This window comes from Nocardia sp. GP40 (assembly GCF_050434125.1).
Classification (GTDB): domain Bacteria; phylum Actinomycetota; class Actinomycetes; order Mycobacteriales; family Mycobacteriaceae; genus Nocardia; species Nocardia albiluteola.
Genome location: NZ_JBNPVW010000002.1, coordinates 596,515 through 612,882, shown reverse-complemented (window position 1 = coordinate 612,882; position 16,368 = coordinate 596,515). Strand labels below are relative to the sequence as shown.

Here is a 16,368-nt window from a genome sequence, read left to right as displayed (position 1 = left end):
GGGATCCGCACCGTTGATCCGTCGAACAGTACCGTGTAACGCGTCCGCCGAACCGGACGATTTTCAGCCCGATTGAGCTAATCGGCAATCGATTGGCATACGCAATGGAGGGCTCGAATGATTACCAACCTGCTGAATGCGATCCTCAACATCATGGGCGGGGTCTTCGCCGGCAGCTCCGGGTATCAGATCGCCCCGGGCACCCTGCCGTTCGGCAGCTGATCCCAAGCCCGTAAGCGCTCGCGCGACGGGCGCCTTCAGCGAAGGACTCAGTGCTCCAGCAGGAATTGGGCGAGATGTCGGCCGGTGCGCCCGTCGAGCTGGACCGCCTGCGTACGACAGGAGAAACCGTCCGCGAGGAATTCGGCCCCCGCACCGCCCCTCCGCAGGGCGGGCAATAGTCCGTTTTCCGCAACCGCGACCGATACGTCGTAATGTCCGGATTGCATGCCGAAATTTCCGGCAAGTCCACAGCAACCAGCAATTTCGGTGATCTTCGCGCCCGTTTGCTCGAGCAGTGCGCGGTCCGCGTCGTGACCCATGATCGCGTGCTGATGGCAGTGCGGTTGGACGACGACGGTCCGCCCGCGGCGGTCCGGCGCACGCCAGGCCGGGTCCCCGGTCAGGAATTCGGCCAGCGTCCGCACCGCACGCGCGGTCGCCGCCGCCCGTGGATCGTCGGGCAGCAGCTCGGGCAGGTCGGAGCGCAGCGCGGCCGTGCACGAGGGCTCGAGCCCCACCACGACACCGCCGGCGCGCACATGGGCATCCAGCGCGGCCAGCGTGCCGCGCAGCCGCCGCCGCGCACCGTCGAGCTGTCCGGTGCTGATCCAGGTGAGCCCGCAGCACACCCGGCGTTCGGGAATCGTCACCCGGTGCCCGAGCGACTCGATGAGTTCCACCGCGGCCCAGGCGATCTCGGGGGCGAACGCATCGGTGAAACTGTCGATCCAGAGCATGATCCCGGGATCGTCGCCCGTCGTGGTGTCAGCGCCCCGCTCGGCCCACATGCGACGAAAGCTCTTGTCCGCCAATCGCGGCATCTCCCGGCGCGGGTCCATGCCCGCCAGCCGGAAGCCGGCGCGGCGGAGGGGGCCGATCGCGGCGACGGCGTTGGCCGCGCGCGGCGCCCGGACGCCCACGGCGAGCCAGCGCGGTAGCCAGCCCAGGGCGTAGTGGTCGATCGGGCGGAGGCGATGCCGGTAGCGGCGGTGCAGGACCTCGGATTTGTAGGTGGCCATGTCGACCCCGGCGGGGCAGTCCGACGCGCATGCCTTGCAGGACAGGCACAGGTCCAGCGATTCCGCGACCTCGTCCGAGCGCCAATCCAGCGCGCCGCGTACCACCTCCTGCAGGACCCGGGCGCGTCCGCGGGTGCTGTCCTTCTCATCGGCGGTGGCCAGGTACGACGGGCACATGAAACCGCCCGTGGCGCGGGAATCGGCGCGGCACTTGCCGATTCCGACGCAGCGATGCACGGCCGCGCCGATGTCGCCGTCGGCGGGGTAGGCGAATCCGCCCGCCGCGGGCGCGGGGCGCAGGCCCACCAGCCGCAGGTCGGCATCGATTGCCTTGGGGCGCACCAGAACTCCCGGGTTCAGCACGTCGTCCGGATCGAACAGGGCCTTGAATCCGGCGAAGGCGTCCAGGGCCGCCGGGGAATACATGCGCGAGAGCAGTTCCGAGCGGGCCCGGCCGTCGCCGTGCTCGCCGGACAGCGAGCCGCCGTGGCGTACCACCTGATCCGCGGCATCCTCGAGGAATCTCCGGAACCGCTGCGGCGCATCGGCTATCGGCAGATCAAGCCGGACATGAATGCATCCGTCGCCGACGTGGCCGTACATCAGTCCGTCGACGCCGTGCGCGCGCATCAGCTCCTCGAACTCGCGCAGGTAGGCTCCGAGATGCTCGGGCGGCACCGCGGCGTCCTCCCAGCCCGGCCAGGCCGGATGTCCCTCGGGGGTGCGCCCGGCCAGGCCCACGCCGTCCGCCCGGATCCGCCACAGCCCCGCCGCCACACCGGAATCGGCGATGATCCGGGAATCCAGTGCGTGCGCGGTGCGGCACAGCGCGACCGCCCGGTCGAATGCCTCGTCCGCGGTGTCACCGGGCAACTCGACGAACAGCCACCCGCGTCCCTTCGGCAGGTCCGGGACCGTTCCCCGGTGCGCCCGGACAACGTCCACCAACCGGGCGTCGATCCCCTCGACCGCCGTGGGCCCGCTCGCCACCACCGCCTTGACATCGTCTGCGGCCGTGGGCATATCGGGGTATCCGAGCACCACGAGCACGGTGTTGCGGGGCACCGGCACCAGCTCGACCGTCGCCTCCAGCAGCAGCCCGCAGGTGCCCTCGGAACCGGCGAAGGCACCGGCCGCCGAGGGATTGCGTTCGGGCAGTAGCCGTTCGAGACCGTATCCGGAACCCTGGCGGTCGAAGCGGCCCAGCTCGGTGCGGATGACAGCGAGGTGCGCGTGGGTGAACTCCGTCAGCCTGGGCACCGACTCCAGGCCCGCGCCGAGCACCCGCTCGGCGCCGATTCCGTCGAGTATGCGCAGCTCGCGCAGGGTGTCGGAGGTGCGGCCCCACGCCATTGCGCGCGGTCCACACGCGTTGTTGCCGATCATGCCGCCCAGCGTGCATCGATTCTGGGTGGATGGATCGGGTCCGAAGCGGAGCCCGTGCACCGCGGCCTCGCGCTGCAGCTGCGCCAGCACCACTCCCGGCTGAACTCGTGCGCAACGGTTTTCGGGATCGATGCCCAGCACCGCGGACATGTGCCTGCTGAAGTCGATCACGATACCGGGCCCGATCGCGTTGCCCGCCACGGACGTTCCCGCACCGCGCGCGGTGACGGACACCCCCGCCTCGCGCGCCGCGGCCAGCGTCGCCGCCACATCGGCGTCACCGCGCGGGAATACGACCGCGGTGGGCAGCACCCGGTAGTTCGAGGCGTCCGAGGCGTACTCGGCACGACGTCGCAAACCACTGTCGATCTCGCCGTCGATCCCGTTCCGCAACGCCCGCAGCCACGTCTGGGTCATAGCGCCAGCCTATGCCGGGTCGGGGGAACCGGTTGCCGTCCTCGGCCATGCGGATCGGCCGGCCATCCCCGGATGGACGCGGCGACACCACCGCAAGCCGGTCGCCATCCCCGGCCATACGGACTGGCCGACCATCCCCCGACCGGCGGGACGCGCGGCGAGCCCACCCGACAGACCCGCATTCCCGCAGCTGACGACGACACACTGCCGGGCCCGGCCGCCGCGCGTACCGTCGAGCGCATGCAGACCTCGACCGAGCGCATTCTGTCCATCGGCCTTCATCCCTCCGCGCTCGACTACAGCAAGCTCCCCGGCCTCGACGAGGCGACCATGACGGCCCGGATCGAGGCCGGAAACGGCGCGCTGCGGGAGGCGGGCTTCGACGCGGTGCCCTGCTACCTCGGCAACGATCCGGACGAGGCCGAGCGGCAGGTCCGAAAGGCCCTGGCGGACGGGCCGTTCGGGCTGGTGATGATCGGCGCCGGACTCCGCGCGAACGTTGCCTATACGCTGCTGTTCGAACGCATCCTGAACGTCGTCGTCGAAGCGTCGCCCGGCATCCGGTTCTGCTTCAACACCTCACCGGAGACCACCGTGGACGCGCTGCGTCGCGGACTGGGTGCCTAGCCCGAATCAGCTCGGCAGCAGCACGATCTTGCCCAGGCCGTGGCCGGTCTCGCTCTCGCGCTGCGCCGCGGCGGCCTCGGCCAGCGGATAGGTGCGGGCTGGGCCGGTCAGCAGGAATTCGCCGGCGGCAACCCGCTGCGCGACCTTCTCGACCTCCTGCAGTGCCGGGCCCTCGGTCCGGGAATAGAACCGCACGCCCTTTTCCGCGGCGTCGCCGTCGGCGATGGTGATGACGCCGTCGGTGCTGCCGCGCAATTCGATTGCGGCATCGAGGAATCCGTGCCCCGCGCAGTCGAAGACCGCGTCGATGCCCCGGGGCGCCAGGGCGCGAACCCGCTCGACCACGCCCTCGCCGTAGGTCGTCGGGGCCGCGCTGAGCCGGGCCACCACCGCCTGATTCGCGGCCGAGGCGGTCCCGATCACCTCGATGCCCGCGGCCCGGGCCAGCTGCACGGCCATCGCGCCGACCGCACCCGACGCCCCGTTCACCAGCAGGGTCTGGCCGGACTCGAGGCCGAGCACCTCCAGGCCGCCGCTCGCGGTGTTGGCCGCGACGGGAATCGCGACGGCCTCGGGAAACGACAGCCCGGCGGGTTTGGCCGCCAGCCGCTCGGCGAGTGCGTAGTCGGCGTAGCCGCCGTTCTTCGACCAGCCCATGACCTCGTCGCCGACTCGCCACGGGGCCTCGGGGCCGACGGCGTCGACCACCCCGGCGATCTCGAAACCAGCCACGCGCGGGAGCTCCTGCGGGCCCATGAACCCCTGCCGGGTCTTCCAATCCGCGGGATTCACCCCCGCCGCGCGCACAGCCACCCGCACCTGCGCTCCCGTGGGCTCGGGCAGCGGTAACTCGACGAGCCGCAGTACCTCGGGGCCCCCGACTGTCTCGTACTGGATCGCATGCATGGCACCGAGCCTAGAACGATCTTGCGCAGCAGCCGGTCAGACGCGCACAGGCGTCCACGAAACCGGGGCGTCCAGGAGTGATCGCGAGTCCGGGCCGCAGCGCCGGACGCTCGTGCCGCCGTCGAGCCGATGGATCCGATCCGCAGCGGTGCGACGGCGGCCGGACCCGGGTCGATGTCCGACAACCCCACGGGCGCCGGGCGCGGCGTGGGCTCGGCACCCTCATGCGGTCTCGTCCAGGCAATTTCGCCGGACGCGAACGAGATCCGCCGCGGAAAGACTTGTCCTCAACCATTGTTCAGGTCTTAGTGTCGGTGCACCGGAGTTCAATGGGCCGGGACTGAAGGGACTGAGGATGACTATCGAATCGGTGGCGTGGAGCCAGCTGTATCGGCAGGCGAACGCGCCGCAGGAGCGTCGCTCGTTCCGGCGCGCCACCGCGTGGCGGATTCTGCGGTTCGCGCGACCGCACCGGGCCCTCCTGATCGGATTCCTCATATTCAGCGTGGTCTCGGCGCTGCTGGAGGTGGCCAATCCGGTGCTGGCGGGGCGGGTGGTCAACGACATCGTCGGGCATTCCGCGCCGCGCTCGGTCGTCACGCTGGCGATCGTCATCGGCCTGGTCGCGGTGCTGGACAACGGCCTGGGGATCCTGATCCGGTGGCTGTCCGCGCGCATCGGCGAGGGCCTGATCCTGGATCTGCGCACGGCGGTCTTCGACCATGTGCAGCGGATGCCGATCGCCTTCTTCACCCGCACTCGCACCGGGGCGCTGGTGAGCCGGCTGAACAACGATGTGATCGGTGCGCAGCGCGCGTTCAGCACGACGCTGTCCGGCGTGGTCACCAATATCGTCACGCTGCTGCTCACGGTCGTGGTGATGGTCCGGCTGTCCTGGCAGATCACCCTGCTGTCGCTGATCCTGTTGCCGCTGTTCATGATTCCGGCGCGGCGCATGGGCACGCGGATCGCGGGCATCCAGCGCGAGGGCGCGCAGCTCAACGCCGCGATGAGCACACAGATGACCGAGCGCTTCTCCGCACCCGGCGCGACCCTGGTCAAGCTGTTCGGGCGGCCGAGGCAGGAGTCGGCGGAGTTCGCGCTGCGGGCCGGGCGCGTACGCGATATCGGCGTGCGCACCGCGATGCTGCAGACCGTCTTCGTGACCGCGCTGACGCTGGTCTCGGCGCTGGCGGTGGCACTGGTGTACGGCCTGGGCGGCTGGTTCGCCCTGCACGGGCGGCTCGACGCGGGTTCGGTGGTGGCGCTGTCGCTGCTGCTGACCAGGCTGTATGCCCCCCTCACCGCGCTGGCCAGCGCCCGGGTCGACCTGATGTCGGCACTGGTGAGCTTCGAGCGGGTCTTCGAGGTGCTGGACCTGAAGCCGCTGATCGAGGACGCGCCCGACGCGGGTTCGGTTCCGGCGGGCCCGGTCTCGGTGGAGTTCGACGAGGTCCGCTTCGGCTATCCGTCCGCGGACAAGGTCTCGCTGGCCTCGCTGGAGGATGTCGCCACCCTCGACACCCGCGGCGGCACCGAGGTGCTGCACGGCATCTCGCTGCACGCCCAGCCCGGCCAGGTGATCGCGCTCGTCGGCTCGTCGGGGGCCGGTAAATCGACCATCGCGCAGCTGGTTTCGCGCCTGTACGACGTGGATGCCGGTGCGGTACGGCTCAACGGCGTCGACGTGCGCGAGCTCACCGGGAGCTCGATCCAGGACACCGTCGGCCTGGTCACCCAGGACGGCCACCTGTTCCACGACACCATCCGCGCCAACCTGCTGCTGGCACGCCCCGAGGCCACCGACGAGGAGCTGTGGGATGCGCTGGGCCAGGCCAGGTTGCGAGATCTGATCGACTCCCTGCCCGACCGGCTGGACACCATGGTCGGCGAGCGCGGCTACCGCCTTTCGGGCGGCGAGCGCCAGCGCCTGACCATCGCCCGCCTGCTGCTCAAGCAGCCGCGTGTGGTGATCCTCGACGAGGCCACCGCCTCCCTGGATTCCACCTCCGAGGCCGCGGTCCAGGAGGCGCTGACGGCCGCCCTCGAGGGCCGCACCGCGCTGGTGATCGCCCACCGCCTGTCCACCATCCGCAATGCCGATCAGATCCTGGTCCTGGAGGACGGCCGGATCATCGAACGCGGCACCCACACCGAACTCCTCGCCGCCCGCGGCCGCTACGAGGAGCTCTACCGCACCCAGTTCGCCGGCGAGACCGAAACAGTCGCGGTATGAATTGCGCCAGCTACGGACGGATCGCGGGACGAGGGACCTGCGATCCGTCCGCTCGACTGCCACTCGAAGAGCTCGTCCGCAGAGTCGATGGACTTGATCTCTCCCCCACGCCAATCACGCGAAGAGTTCGTCCGCGGAGGTGATGGTGTCGAGCCGGTCTGCCCAACGCTCGATCTGTTCGAGATCGGTACAGGCCATGATCCGGCTCACGACGTCGTCGGTGACAGTAATCCCGCGTCGACCCAAAAACCGCAGTAGCATTCGGGCTTCGCCCTGAGCGCGCCCCTCCTGGCGCCCCTCCTCGACATACTTGCGAGCAAGGTTGCTTTGATACTCGCGTGTCGTTGCCATGAGCTCCTCCAAACGGCGCTGACCGGCGTGGAACAGCACGGCAGTTACCAGGTCAGTGTACAGAAGTCGTTTCCGGCAGCGCCGAGATTCGCGGCCGCCGGAGCCAGGGCGAAGACCCGGCTGTTGAGCGTGGGATTGGTACCGAAACCGAAGGCGCCCAACAGGAATACCAGGACGTCCACCGCGACGGCCGGATGGGCGGCCAGGGCCAGCAGCACCGAGGTGACGCTCACCCCGGCGACGCCGACGACGAGGCTGCGCATCGGGTGCGCATCCGCAGTCCGGCCGCCGACCACGATGCCGCCGAGCGAACCCAGGCCGTAGAGCCCGAGGACAACCGGGACCCAGACCGCGGGCAGCCGCGTCGTCTCGGTCAGCAGGGCGCCGAGGTATCCGAAGGTGACCAGCAGCGCGGCGGTCGACAGCGCGATGGTGCCGTAGAGCAGCAGCACCGGGGCGGTCGCCGAGGCGCGCAACTCCTTTCGGATCGCGGAGACCTCGCCCGGACGCTCACCCGGCACGCACAGCGCCACGCCCACCATCGCGATCACCGACAGCATCGCCACGGCCCAGAACGACGCGCGCCAGCCGACATGCTGACCGATGAAGGTGCCCGCGGGCAGCCCGATGACGGTCGCCACCGTCAGTCCGCCCGCCACGATGCCCATGGCCCGGCCGCGCGCGGCGACCACGTGCGCGGCGACGAAGACCACCAGAAATGCCAGCAGCGCGTTGCGCCGCGACCAGCGCTGCGTGACCACGGCCAGGATCAGCGCGCCGACCAGCATGCCGACCGCGAACCCGGAGATCAGCAGGCCCGCCTGCGGGACGGAAACGCTCAGGTCGCTGGATATTTCGGTGAGCAGACCGGCGAGCATGAGCTCGGAGGTCCCCTGGGCGAAGATCGATAGGCCCAGGATGTAGACGGCCAGGGGCATCGGAGCGCCACAGCAGCGCCCGCACCTTGTCCCGGGCCGATCCGTCACCGTCGAGAATCCCGACGATGCCGGAGTTCTTCTCCCTCATGTACCGCCGCAGCACCCGTTCGAAAGATCGCGCTTGCCGGAGAAGGTGTTGTAGATACTGCTGCGCCCCAAACCGGTTGCGACACAGAGCTCTTGGATCGATGTGGCCTCGAATGCACCGGCCCGAACATGCTGCCCTGCACCTACGCGGTCTCACACGACGGACCCGGAGGCAGCATCCTCGTGGTCACGACCAATCATTTCCGCCCCGACAATTGGTTCCATACCCCGGCGCCACCGGTGCTTCCCGCGGACGTTGCCGCGACGATCCGGCTGGCGCTGGCCCGGGGGTGGGGACCCGCCACCGACGGATCCCCCTTCCACCTGGACCTACGCGAGAGGTCCGGACAGTGACTCAGAACTCCCCGGCAACTCCCAGCACCGTGCGGCCGGAATGCTTGCCCTCGCGGATCGCGCGCAGCACGGCGTCCGCCTCGGTGATCGGCGCGTAGTTCTCGAGCTCCGAAAGGTGTTGCGGTTTCAGGTCGTTGCCCAGGCGGGTCCACAGCGCGCGGCGCCGGGCGATGGGGAAGTTGACCGAATCGATGCCGATCAGGGCGACGCCGCGCAGGATGAACGGCAGCACGGTGGTGGGCAGTTCGGAGCCGCCGGTGAGCCCGCTGATCGCGGCCGCGCCGCCGTATTCGATCGTGCTGAGCACATGGGCCAGGGACTTGCCGCCGACGCTGTCGACCGCGCTCGCCCACACCGCCTTGCCCAGGGGGCGCGGCTTGGCATCGGGATCCTCGGGCAGGCGGCCGATCACCGACTTCGCGCCGAGGGCCGCGAGCTGCTCGCCCGCGTCGGTCTTGCCGGTCGAGGCGACCACCTCGAAGCCCAGGCCCGCGAGGATGTCGACCGCGACGCTGCCGACGCCGCCGGTCGCACCGGTCACCAGCACGGGACCCGAGCCCGGCGTCAGACCTCGCTCCAGCAGCGCCTGAACGCTCATGGCGGCGGTGAATCCGGCCGTGCCCAGGGCGGCGGCCTCGCGGGTGCTCAGACCGTCCAGCTTCACCACCCACTCGGCCGGGACCCGCGCCAGTTCGGCGAATCCGCCGTGATGCGAGACGCCGATCTCGTAGCCGTGCGCGATCACCGCGTCGCCGGGGGCGAAATCCGCACTCTCGGACGCGACCACTTCACCGGTGATATCGATGCCCGGGATGATCGGATAATTGCGCACCACCCCGCCGCGCGGCGTGATCGCCAGCCCGTCCTTGAAGTTCGCACTGGAATAGTGCACCTTGATCGTCACCGTGCCCGGCCCGAGGAAGTCGTCGCCGACCTCCTCGCGCACCAGCGCCACGCCGTTGTCCGTCTCGTGTGCCACCATCGCCCAGAACGCCATGGGTCCGAGCATATGCGCGAGGTACTCGCCGGGCGAGCGACCCGCGACTGGCGTCGCGCCCTCCATACACACGAATCAGCACGTCATCCGCGGCACGAGCAGGCCATTCCACGCGGCATTGTCAATGGCCGTATGACGCCACACCGATCGGGCCAACGCCCAGGCAGAGGTTCAAACCCGGTGTGGGAGAGCCGATTCGTAGCACGGATCCGTGGCCGATGATGCGGACGTAGACCGTGTGCAGTCCCTTCCGGACGGGGGCCAGCACGGTTTCGCCGTGCTCGAGGGCGACGGTGAGGTAGCCGTCGCGGCCGGCGAGGTAGTTGAGCTGGGCGGTCCAGGCGTTGTCGATCATCGGGCCGTCGAGGGGGATCGGAACCGGCTGGGCGGTGGCAATGCGATAGCCGCAGCCGGGGGCCGGTCCGGGCAGGATGCCCCGGTTCCACCAGACCGCGGCGTCGACGATCCGGCCGTCGTCGGCGATCATCCGCAGGTGCGGGGTGGCATGGGCGAACATTGTCGCGGGGGCGAGGGGCGAGAGCGCCACGCTGATCCGGTTCAGCGGATATGTCAATGGGTTCAGTACATCCCAGGGCAACTCCTGCTCGAGCAGGGGCGCGCCCCCGGCTGCGAGCGCGGATTTCACGTTGGTCAGATAGGTCCTGGTCGGGCTGGCCGACCAGGAGCGGCCGAAGGTCCAGGTGGACCACAGGCTGCTCACCATGAAGGCAACCGCCAGCGCACCGACGACCACGGGGCGTAGTGCCCGTGGCCCGGGACGCCGCGGCCGCGCCCGCAGCAGCAGCGCTCCGGCGATGGTCAGCGGCACGGTGAGATCCGCGAGATACCGCAGGGATTGCGACAGCTCGGCGGTCGTATTCGGCCCGCCGCGGATCAGCGCGATGGGCAGCTGCGCCGCCACGACGTACGCCACCACCGCCAGCAAGACGGGCAGCACTCGGAGCCGGGTCCGAATCGATTGCACCGCAACGAGACCCAGCACTATCCACGCCAGCCCGACGGTCCATCCGGGCGGCACCGCCCACGGCGTCGACGGCATCCACCGCTCCCAGCCCCACGGCCCACCCAGCAGCGCGGGCACGATGCCCCGCGAGATGGCGTGGTGCAGCAGCGCGCGAACGCCCGCGGGGGGGCTGCGCACCACCGAGATATGGTGCACCGCAGTGAAATAGACGGCGATCCAGCCGCCCAGCACCGCCGCGGAACCGATCCACAGTCCCGCGGCCCGCCGGATCACGACCCGGATCGCACGATCCTCGCCATCGACATATCGAGCCAGCGCCGCCGCCGCGATCGCGACGAACGGCACGATCACCGACTTCTCGAAGAACAGCAGCGCCACCAGCAGCACAAGGCAACCTGACACCGCATACCGCCGCCGCCCGCTGCGCACCAGCAGCACCGCATCCCCGGCCACCCACGCGAGTGCGAACTGCAGCGGCAGCGCGTTCAGCGACGCGGACCACCACGCGAAGGCGGGCAACGTCAGCGGGCAGAACAGATAGAAGACCAAGGGCAACAGAATCACCCAGCGGGTCCGACCCCCGAGCGCCGCCCAGCGTTCCGATCGAGATCGCGGACTCGCCCTGTCCTCCTCGACCGGGTGGCCTGTAACGAGCCCCTCGGCATCGTGGTCGTGCGAGGGGCCGCGAGGGGCGCGCTCCGCGGTAGGCCCCCCCGGCCCACGCACGACGACCTTGCGCGACCCATATCCGGGCACGCCGAGCACGAGCAACATCCGCAGCACCGCGACCGACGCGCCGAGCTGGAGCACCAGCATCGAGATCACCGGCCCGGCCCAGACGTACGGGGCCAGGCGGGTGATGATCCATGCGACGGCGAAGGCGGCGGGCATGAAATGGCCGTCGTGGTTGTACAGCAGCACGTCGGTGGAGAACAGCGGATATCTGCCCGCACGACCGGCGAGAATCAGGTCGTCCCAATAGAAGTAGCCGCGCCCGGCCACCCAGCCGCGGACCACCACCTGCACCGCGATCAGCGCGAGAGCCACGACCAGCGGATTCGCATATCGACGCAGCGCACCGCGCGAGGTTCTCGGACCGGACAACGGCTCCGGCGGTGCGGCCAACGCGGAATGCATGGCACCCGACCCTACGGCCTCGCGCGCGGTCCTGCCGGTCCGGTCGCGGCCACTACTTGGATCGCCGGCATCCATGCCCGTTGCACCATCGAACCCGCCCATCCACGCCGCGGAGCAGCGCCGGCCGGGCCGCCGCGATCACCTCGATCTCCGCCCGCCACGCCTGGCCACGAATCGGGTGACGACGGTCAGCACCTCGTCACGAAATGCGCGCGTTGGCCTCGGGATCGCCAGATCGCCGGGGATCATGCCGGTCCGGCCGCCGCGATCGCCTCGATCTCCAACAGCCACGACTCGTCGTAAATGCCCGTGATGATTACCGTCAGCGCCGGGCAGTGACCACCCAGCACCTCGTCACGGACGCGGGCGTTGGCCTCGCGATCGCCCCGATCGGCAAGAAATACGGTGATCTTCACGAGATTGCGGAGGGTCATCTCGGCTTGCGCCAGCACGTTCGCGACATTGCGCCAGGCCAGCCGAGCCTGTTCCTCGAAGTCCCGCGGTACTTTTCCGTCCGGCGATTCCGGGACCTGACCGCTGATGAACAAAAGCCGATCGGCGCCCGTCAGCAACGCTCCCTGACCATAGGAATTGTGCTGCGGCTCAATGCTGGTGATCTGCACGGCTTCGACGATATGTCCGCGTGACCGGTGGGGGCGTTGGTTTCGAGTGCGCAGGCACCGCGGCCGTCGCCTATCTGAACTCGGGGGATCGTTTGCCCAGGAAGGCGGCGATCCCCTCCTGGCCGTCCGCGTCGTCGGCGGCGGCGGAGATGAACGCGGCCTCGCGGGCCAGCTGCTCCTCGAGGGTGTGGTCCGAGCTGACCAGCAGGAGCTTCTTGACGTTGGCGTTGGCATGGCGCGGACCGGCGGCGAACCGGGCGGCCAGCTCGTCGGCCGCGGCGCGCAGCTCGGCGTCGGGCACGACGCGGTGCAGCAGGCCCCAGTCCAGGGCCTCGGCCGCGGTGAGGGTGCGGTTGTTGAGCATCAGCTCCTGGGTGCGGCGCAGGCCGATCAGGCGGGGCAGGTAGTAGGAGGCGCCGCCGTCGGGGCTGAGCCCGGCCCGGGTGTACGCCATCGTGAACGAGGCCGATTCGGCGGCCAGCACCAGGTCGCCGGTCACCGCGAGACTGAAGCCCGCGCCCGCGGCCGTGCCGTTCACCGCGACGATCAGCAGCGCGTCCATCCGGGCGAACGACGAGATCGCCTTGTGCAGATCGTGGGCCAGCCCCTTCACATAGGCGCCGGCACCGCCGCCCTGCGCCGCCATCGCCTTCAGATCGCCGCCGGCGGAGAAGAACCGGCCGGACCCGGTCAGCGTGACCACCTTCAGCGCCGGATCGTCGGCGCAGCGGGCGGCGACCTGCGCCAGCTCCCGTCCGAGCACGTGATCGATGCCGTTGGCGGCGGCCGGCCGGTTCAGCGTGATCCGGGCGATCGCCCCACTCTGCTCGAACTCGATCGTCTGGAACTGGCTCATGGACGACTCCTCCATCGTTGCGTCGGCCCACTCAGCATGACAAATGTCCGGAAGCGCCCGACCTCCGCCCGGATCCTGCCGAAGTCACCCGACGCGGACGCACGGGCGCGATACTGGACGCCGCCGAATCGAGGACGGTGCTATGGGGCCGCTGTGACGGGCCGCCGATGTCCGGGAGAGCAAGTGCCGCAACCTACTCCGGAACAAGCTCCAGGCGCACGCCGAGCAGCCGAATAGGACGATCAAGCTCGAAGCGCGCCAGCACCTCCAGGGCGGTGTGCGCGATCTCGGCGACATCGGTCGTCGGCGCGGGAAGTTTGCGCTGCTTGGTACGGGTGTAGAAGGTGCTGGTGCGCACCGTGACTCCGACGCGCTGGGTGATGCGGCCGGTGGCGGCGACCTCCTCGGCGACGGCGGTCGCCAACCGCACCACCGCGGCGTCGATGTCGGCGCGTTCGGTGAGATCCTTCGGGAATGTCTCGGATTTGCTGTGGCCCACTGGAATTCGTGGCTCTGTGACCACCTCGGTATCCCCCATGCCGTGCCCGAGGACCCACAGATACGGCCCGGTGTTGGGACCGAACTCCGCGGCCAGCAGCGCGCGGTCGGCGGCGGCGAGCTCGGCTATCGTCGTGATCCCCAGGGCCTCCATGCGTTTCGCGATGCGGGCGCCGACACCCCATAGCGCACTCGTCGGGCGATTCGCCATGAGTTCGGTCCAGTTGGCGGCGGTGAGCCGGAAGATGCCGGTCCCGGTCCTACCGTCGGCACCGACTGACTCCGGCGTCCCAGCGTCCGGATGCCGGGCGCGATCCCGGGTGCCCGAATCGCCGCCGCCGATCCCGCTTGCGGCAGTGCCATTCGAATCGCCGGCACCATCGCCGCCGCCGGAAACAGCCGCGCCATCGGTGCCATCCGTGCCGTCGGTGCTATCCGATCCATCCGAGCCACCGGTGCCATCCGAGCCTCCGGACGCATCCACGCCGTTCTGGGTGCCCGAGTCGTCGCTGCCGTTCGGGACGTCGGTACCGATCTTGTCGTCGATGCGGACGGGCGTATCGCCCTTGCCGACGGACTTGGCGAATCCGGTGGCCAGCTTGGCGCGAAGCTTGTTGTCCCCGATGCCCACCGCGCAGGTGAGATCCAATGCTGCGATGGCGCTGCGGATCTCGCGGGCCAGCCGTTCCGGGTCGTCGGTGTCGGCGGCGAGGAATGCCTCGTCCCAGCCCAGCACCTCGACCCGGACCGGGAAGGTGCGCAGCAGGTCCATGACCTGCTCGGAGGCCTCCTCGTAGGTGGGAATGTCCAGCGGCAGGAACACCGCTCCGGGGCATTTGCGCGCCGCGGTGCGCAGCGGCATCCCGGCCCGCACCCCGTAGCCGCGGGCCGGATACGACGCGCAGGTGACGACCTTGCGGGGCTCGGCCGGATCACCGTGGCCGCCCACGATGATCGGGCTGCCGCGCAGCTCCGGGTGGCGGCGGTATTCGACCGCCGCCTGGAACTGATCGAGATCGACGTGAAGCAGCCACCGGGGCACGGGTCCAGTCTTACCGCAGGCCACCGACAATTCCGGCCATTGCGCCGCATCGGCCGACAGAACTATATTCTGTCTGTGCAGATTCGAGATCGGTTGCTGGAGGCGGCCGAGCGGCAGTTCGCGGAGAAGGGTCCGCTCGAGACCACGCTGGCCGAGATTCGCGAGGCGGCCGGGGCGAGCGTGGGCGCGCTGTACCACCACTTCCCGGATAAGGCCGAGCTGTACCGGGAGGTCTGGGCCCATGCCCTGGCGGACTATCAGCGGCATTTCTGGGCCGCGGTCGGCGAGCGCACCGACGCCCGCTCGGGGATCGTCGCCGGGGTCACCGAACACCTGCGCTGGGTCACCCAGACACCGCATCGGGCGAGGATTCTCCTGTCCGCCCGGCCGCCCGGGGTGCGCGAGAGCGAGAGCAACCGCGAATTCCTGCGCGCCGCGCTGCGCTGGTGGCGCACGCACGCCGCCTACGGCGCGGTCCGCGACCTCGATTTCGACCTGGTCTACGCGCTGTGGCTGGGCCCGGCCCAGGAGTTTTCGCGGCTGTGGCTCGGCGGCGAAATCACCACCGCCCCACTCGATGTGGCTCCCGAACTGGCCGAGGCGGCCTGGCGGGCGCTGCGCGTTGTCCACCCCGAACCGGAGAGATGACCGATGACCACGACCCTCGATCTCGACACCGCCCGCACAGTTCTTGCGGCACAACCCTTCAGCGTGCTGGTCGGCGCGGAGATCACCGCGTTCGGCGGCGGCGAGGCCACCCTGGAGATCCCGATCCGCCCCGAACTCTGTCAGCAGTTCGGGTTCGTGCACGGCGGTGTGCTGGCCTACGCGGCCGACAACGTCATCACGTATGCGGCTGGCACAGTCCTCGGCCCGAACGTGCTGACCGGCGGTTTCACCATCACCTACCTGCGTCCCGCCAGCGGGGTCCGGCTGCGCGCACACGCCCACGTCACCGGTTCAACCCGTCGGCAAGCCGTGTGCTCCTGCGAGATTCGCGCCGTACAGGAGAACGGAGAGTCGGTGTTGTGCGCGGTCGCGCAGGGCACGGCGACGTCGGTGGAACGCACACTTCCCCGGTCGGACAAAAACCAGATCAGCGTACATATTCTGCCCGATTGACAACCGGGCAGAATCCCAAACTGAACGGCCTTGCGGGTTAGACGGCCGAGATGTCGAGGACGATCTTGCCCGTGGTTCCCGCTTTGGCGCGGAATGCCTCGGCGGTTTGCGGCAGGGGATAGATCGCGCCGACGCGGCTGCTTAGCCGGCCGGACTCGGCCAACCGGGCCAGTTCGGCGGGCTGGCGGCGGTCGGGTAGCCGAGGGAGTCGGGCAGCGGCGCGAGGTTGCGCGCCTCCACCGCGACATATTCGGCCGCCGCGCCGTCGCGCCGCCAATCAGTCGGGCCGAAGACCCGGTCACCGACGGCGAATCCCGCGGTGCCGTAGCCGAGGACGGTCACAACACCGACGACTTCATGGGTGGGATCGAGGGCGCGGTCGTGGCCCGCGCGGTCGAGCCAGGTGCCCGGCCAGTCCAGCTCGCCGGGGGTGAAGGCGGCGGCGTGGACGCGCACCGCCACCTCGCCCTCGTTCGGTCGCGGATCGGGGGCCTGCTCGAAGACGAGCCCGTCTATGCCGGTGCGCTGGTGAATTCTTATGGCTTTCAACGCTGCTCCGTTTCGG

Annotated in this window: 17 protein-coding genes; 5 read left to right on the top strand and 12 right to left on the bottom strand. The window is 69.8% G+C overall.

The window, feature by feature from the left end:
- Positions 1–269: 269 nt before the first annotated feature.
- Positions 270–3,044, bottom strand: coding sequence for an FAD-binding and (Fe-S)-binding domain-containing protein (locus ABH933_RS07390; protein WP_429418591.1), 2,775 nt, complete (start codon positions 3,042–3,044; stop codon positions 270–272).
- A gap of 72 nt (positions 3,045–3,116) precedes the next feature.
- On the opposite strand from ABH933_RS07390, the gene ABH933_RS07385 reads away from it, so the two are divergent.
- Positions 3,117–3,671 carry a hypothetical protein gene (locus tag ABH933_RS07385; RefSeq protein WP_429418589.1) on the top strand — a complete coding sequence of 185 codons (555 nt, stop codon included), beginning with the start codon at positions 3,117–3,119 and terminating at the stop codon, positions 3,669–3,671.
- Positions 3,672–3,677: 6 nt separating this feature from the next.
- Here ABH933_RS07385 and ABH933_RS07380 read toward each other — a convergent pair whose 3' ends face one another.
- Positions 3,678–4,577 carry an NADP-dependent oxidoreductase gene (locus tag ABH933_RS07380; protein WP_429418587.1) on the bottom strand — a complete coding sequence of 300 codons (900 nt, stop codon included), beginning with the start codon at positions 4,575–4,577 and terminating at the stop codon, positions 3,678–3,680.
- A 355-nt stretch (positions 4,578–4,932) separates the two neighbouring features.
- On the opposite strand from ABH933_RS07380, the gene ABH933_RS07375 reads away from it, so the two are divergent.
- Positions 4,933–6,813, top strand: a complete 1,881-nt coding sequence (locus ABH933_RS07375; protein ID WP_429418584.1) for an ABC transporter ATP-binding protein — start codon at positions 4,933–4,935, stop codon at positions 6,811–6,813.
- Positions 6,814–6,927: 114 nt separating this feature from the next.
- Here ABH933_RS07375 and ABH933_RS07370 read toward each other — a convergent pair whose 3' ends face one another.
- From ABH933_RS07370 to ABH933_RS07360, 3 genes are all read right to left on the bottom strand, one after another.
- Complete coding sequence (locus ABH933_RS07370; protein ID WP_429418583.1) at positions 6,928–7,164, bottom strand: hypothetical protein; 237 nt, start codon at positions 7,162–7,164, stop codon at positions 6,928–6,930.
- Between the two features lie 44 nt (positions 7,165–7,208).
- Positions 7,209–8,102 carry an MFS transporter gene (locus tag ABH933_RS07365; protein WP_429418581.1) on the bottom strand — a complete coding sequence of 298 codons (894 nt, stop codon included), beginning with the start codon at positions 8,100–8,102 and terminating at the stop codon, positions 7,209–7,211.
- An 84-nt stretch (positions 8,103–8,186) separates the two neighbouring features.
- Positions 8,187–8,288: a hypothetical protein gene (locus ABH933_RS07360; RefSeq protein ID WP_429419217.1), complete on the bottom strand. Its 102-nt coding sequence runs from the start codon at positions 8,286–8,288 to the stop codon at positions 8,187–8,189.
- An 84-nt stretch (positions 8,289–8,372) separates the two neighbouring features.
- Here ABH933_RS07360 and ABH933_RS07355 point away from each other — a divergent pair, with 84 nt between their 5' ends.
- Entirely contained in the window at positions 8,373–8,543 is a 171-nt protein-coding gene (locus ABH933_RS07355) for a hypothetical protein (RefSeq protein WP_429418579.1), read from the top strand.
- Position 8,544: 1 nt separating this feature from the next.
- Here the strand turns inward: ABH933_RS07355 and ABH933_RS07350 are convergent, their stop codons facing one another.
- From ABH933_RS07350 to ABH933_RS07330, 5 genes are all read right to left on the bottom strand, one after another.
- Positions 8,545–9,540, bottom strand: a complete 996-nt coding sequence (locus ABH933_RS07350; protein ID WP_429418577.1) for an acryloyl-CoA reductase — start codon at positions 9,538–9,540, stop codon at positions 8,545–8,547.
- A gap of 121 nt (positions 9,541–9,661) precedes the next feature.
- The gene (locus ABH933_RS07345) at positions 9,662–11,662 is read right to left on the bottom strand and encodes a hypothetical protein (RefSeq protein ID WP_429418575.1); all 2,001 of its coding nucleotides are present in this window, start codon (positions 11,660–11,662) and stop codon (positions 9,662–9,664) included.
- Positions 11,663–11,907: 245 nt separating this feature from the next.
- Positions 11,908–12,285: a RidA family protein gene (locus ABH933_RS07340; protein ID WP_429418573.1), complete on the bottom strand. Its 378-nt coding sequence runs from the start codon at positions 12,283–12,285 to the stop codon at positions 11,908–11,910.
- A gap of 70 nt (positions 12,286–12,355) precedes the next feature.
- On the bottom strand, positions 12,356–13,141 hold the full coding sequence (locus tag ABH933_RS07335; protein WP_429418571.1) for an enoyl-CoA hydratase/isomerase family protein: 786 nt from the start codon (positions 13,139–13,141) through the stop codon (positions 12,356–12,358).
- Positions 13,142–13,334: 193 nt separating this feature from the next.
- Positions 13,335–14,681: a DNA polymerase IV gene (locus ABH933_RS07330; RefSeq protein WP_429418569.1), complete on the bottom strand. Its 1,347-nt coding sequence runs from the start codon at positions 14,679–14,681 to the stop codon at positions 13,335–13,337.
- 75 nt (positions 14,682–14,756) lie between these two features.
- Here ABH933_RS07330 and ABH933_RS07325 point away from each other — a divergent pair, with 75 nt between their 5' ends.
- Positions 14,757–15,329 carry a TetR/AcrR family transcriptional regulator gene (locus ABH933_RS07325; protein ID WP_429418567.1) on the top strand — a complete coding sequence of 191 codons (573 nt, stop codon included), beginning with the start codon at positions 14,757–14,759 and terminating at the stop codon, positions 15,327–15,329.
- Positions 15,330–15,332: 3 nt separating this feature from the next.
- The gene (locus tag ABH933_RS07320) at positions 15,333–15,803 is read left to right on the top strand and encodes a PaaI family thioesterase (protein WP_429418565.1); all 471 of its coding nucleotides are present in this window, start codon (positions 15,333–15,335) and stop codon (positions 15,801–15,803) included.
- A 37-nt stretch (positions 15,804–15,840) separates the two neighbouring features.
- Here ABH933_RS07320 and ABH933_RS07315 read toward each other — a convergent pair whose 3' ends face one another.
- Together ABH933_RS07315 and ABH933_RS07310 are read right to left on the bottom strand one after the other, a co-directional pair.
- Positions 15,841–15,966, bottom strand: a complete 126-nt coding sequence (locus tag ABH933_RS07315) for a hypothetical protein (RefSeq protein WP_429418563.1) — start codon at positions 15,964–15,966, stop codon at positions 15,841–15,843.
- Positions 15,945–16,352 carry an alcohol dehydrogenase catalytic domain-containing protein gene (locus tag ABH933_RS07310; protein ID WP_429418561.1) on the bottom strand — a complete coding sequence of 136 codons (408 nt, stop codon included), beginning with the start codon at positions 16,350–16,352 and terminating at the stop codon, positions 15,945–15,947. The genes ABH933_RS07315 and ABH933_RS07310 overlap by 22 nt, the downstream gene beginning before the upstream one ends.
- Between the last annotated feature and the right edge of the window lie 16 nt (positions 16,353–16,368).

Coding starts and splice junctions, on each gene's coding strand:
- ABH933_RS07390 (WP_429418591.1), bottom strand. CDS start 3,044: ATGACCCAGACGTGGCTGCGGGCGTTGCGGAACGGGATCGACGGCGAG.
- ABH933_RS07385 (WP_429418589.1), top strand. CDS start 3,117: ATGGACGCGGCGACACCACCGCAAGCCGGTCGCCATCCCCGGCCATAC.
- ABH933_RS07380 (WP_429418587.1), bottom strand. CDS start 4,577: ATGCATGCGATCCAGTACGAGACAGTCGGGGGCCCCGAGGTACTGCGG.
- ABH933_RS07375 (WP_429418584.1), top strand. CDS start 4,933: ATGACTATCGAATCGGTGGCGTGGAGCCAGCTGTATCGGCAGGCGAAC.
- ABH933_RS07370 (WP_429418583.1), bottom strand. CDS start 7,164: ATGGCAACGACACGCGAGTATCAAAGCAACCTTGCTCGCAAGTATGTC.
- ABH933_RS07365 (WP_429418581.1), bottom strand. CDS start 8,102: ATGCCCCTGGCCGTCTACATCCTGGGCCTATCGATCTTCGCCCAGGGG.
- ABH933_RS07350 (WP_429418577.1), bottom strand. CDS start 9,540: ATGGCGTTCTGGGCGATGGTGGCACACGAGACGGACAACGGCGTGGCG.
- ABH933_RS07345 (WP_429418575.1), bottom strand. CDS start 11,662: ATGCATTCCGCGTTGGCCGCACCGCCGGAGCCGTTGTCCGGTCCGAGA.
- ABH933_RS07335 (WP_429418571.1), bottom strand. CDS start 13,141: ATGAGCCAGTTCCAGACGATCGAGTTCGAGCAGAGTGGGGCGATCGCC.
- ABH933_RS07320 (WP_429418565.1), top strand. CDS start 15,333: ATGACCACGACCCTCGATCTCGACACCGCCCGCACAGTTCTTGCGGCA.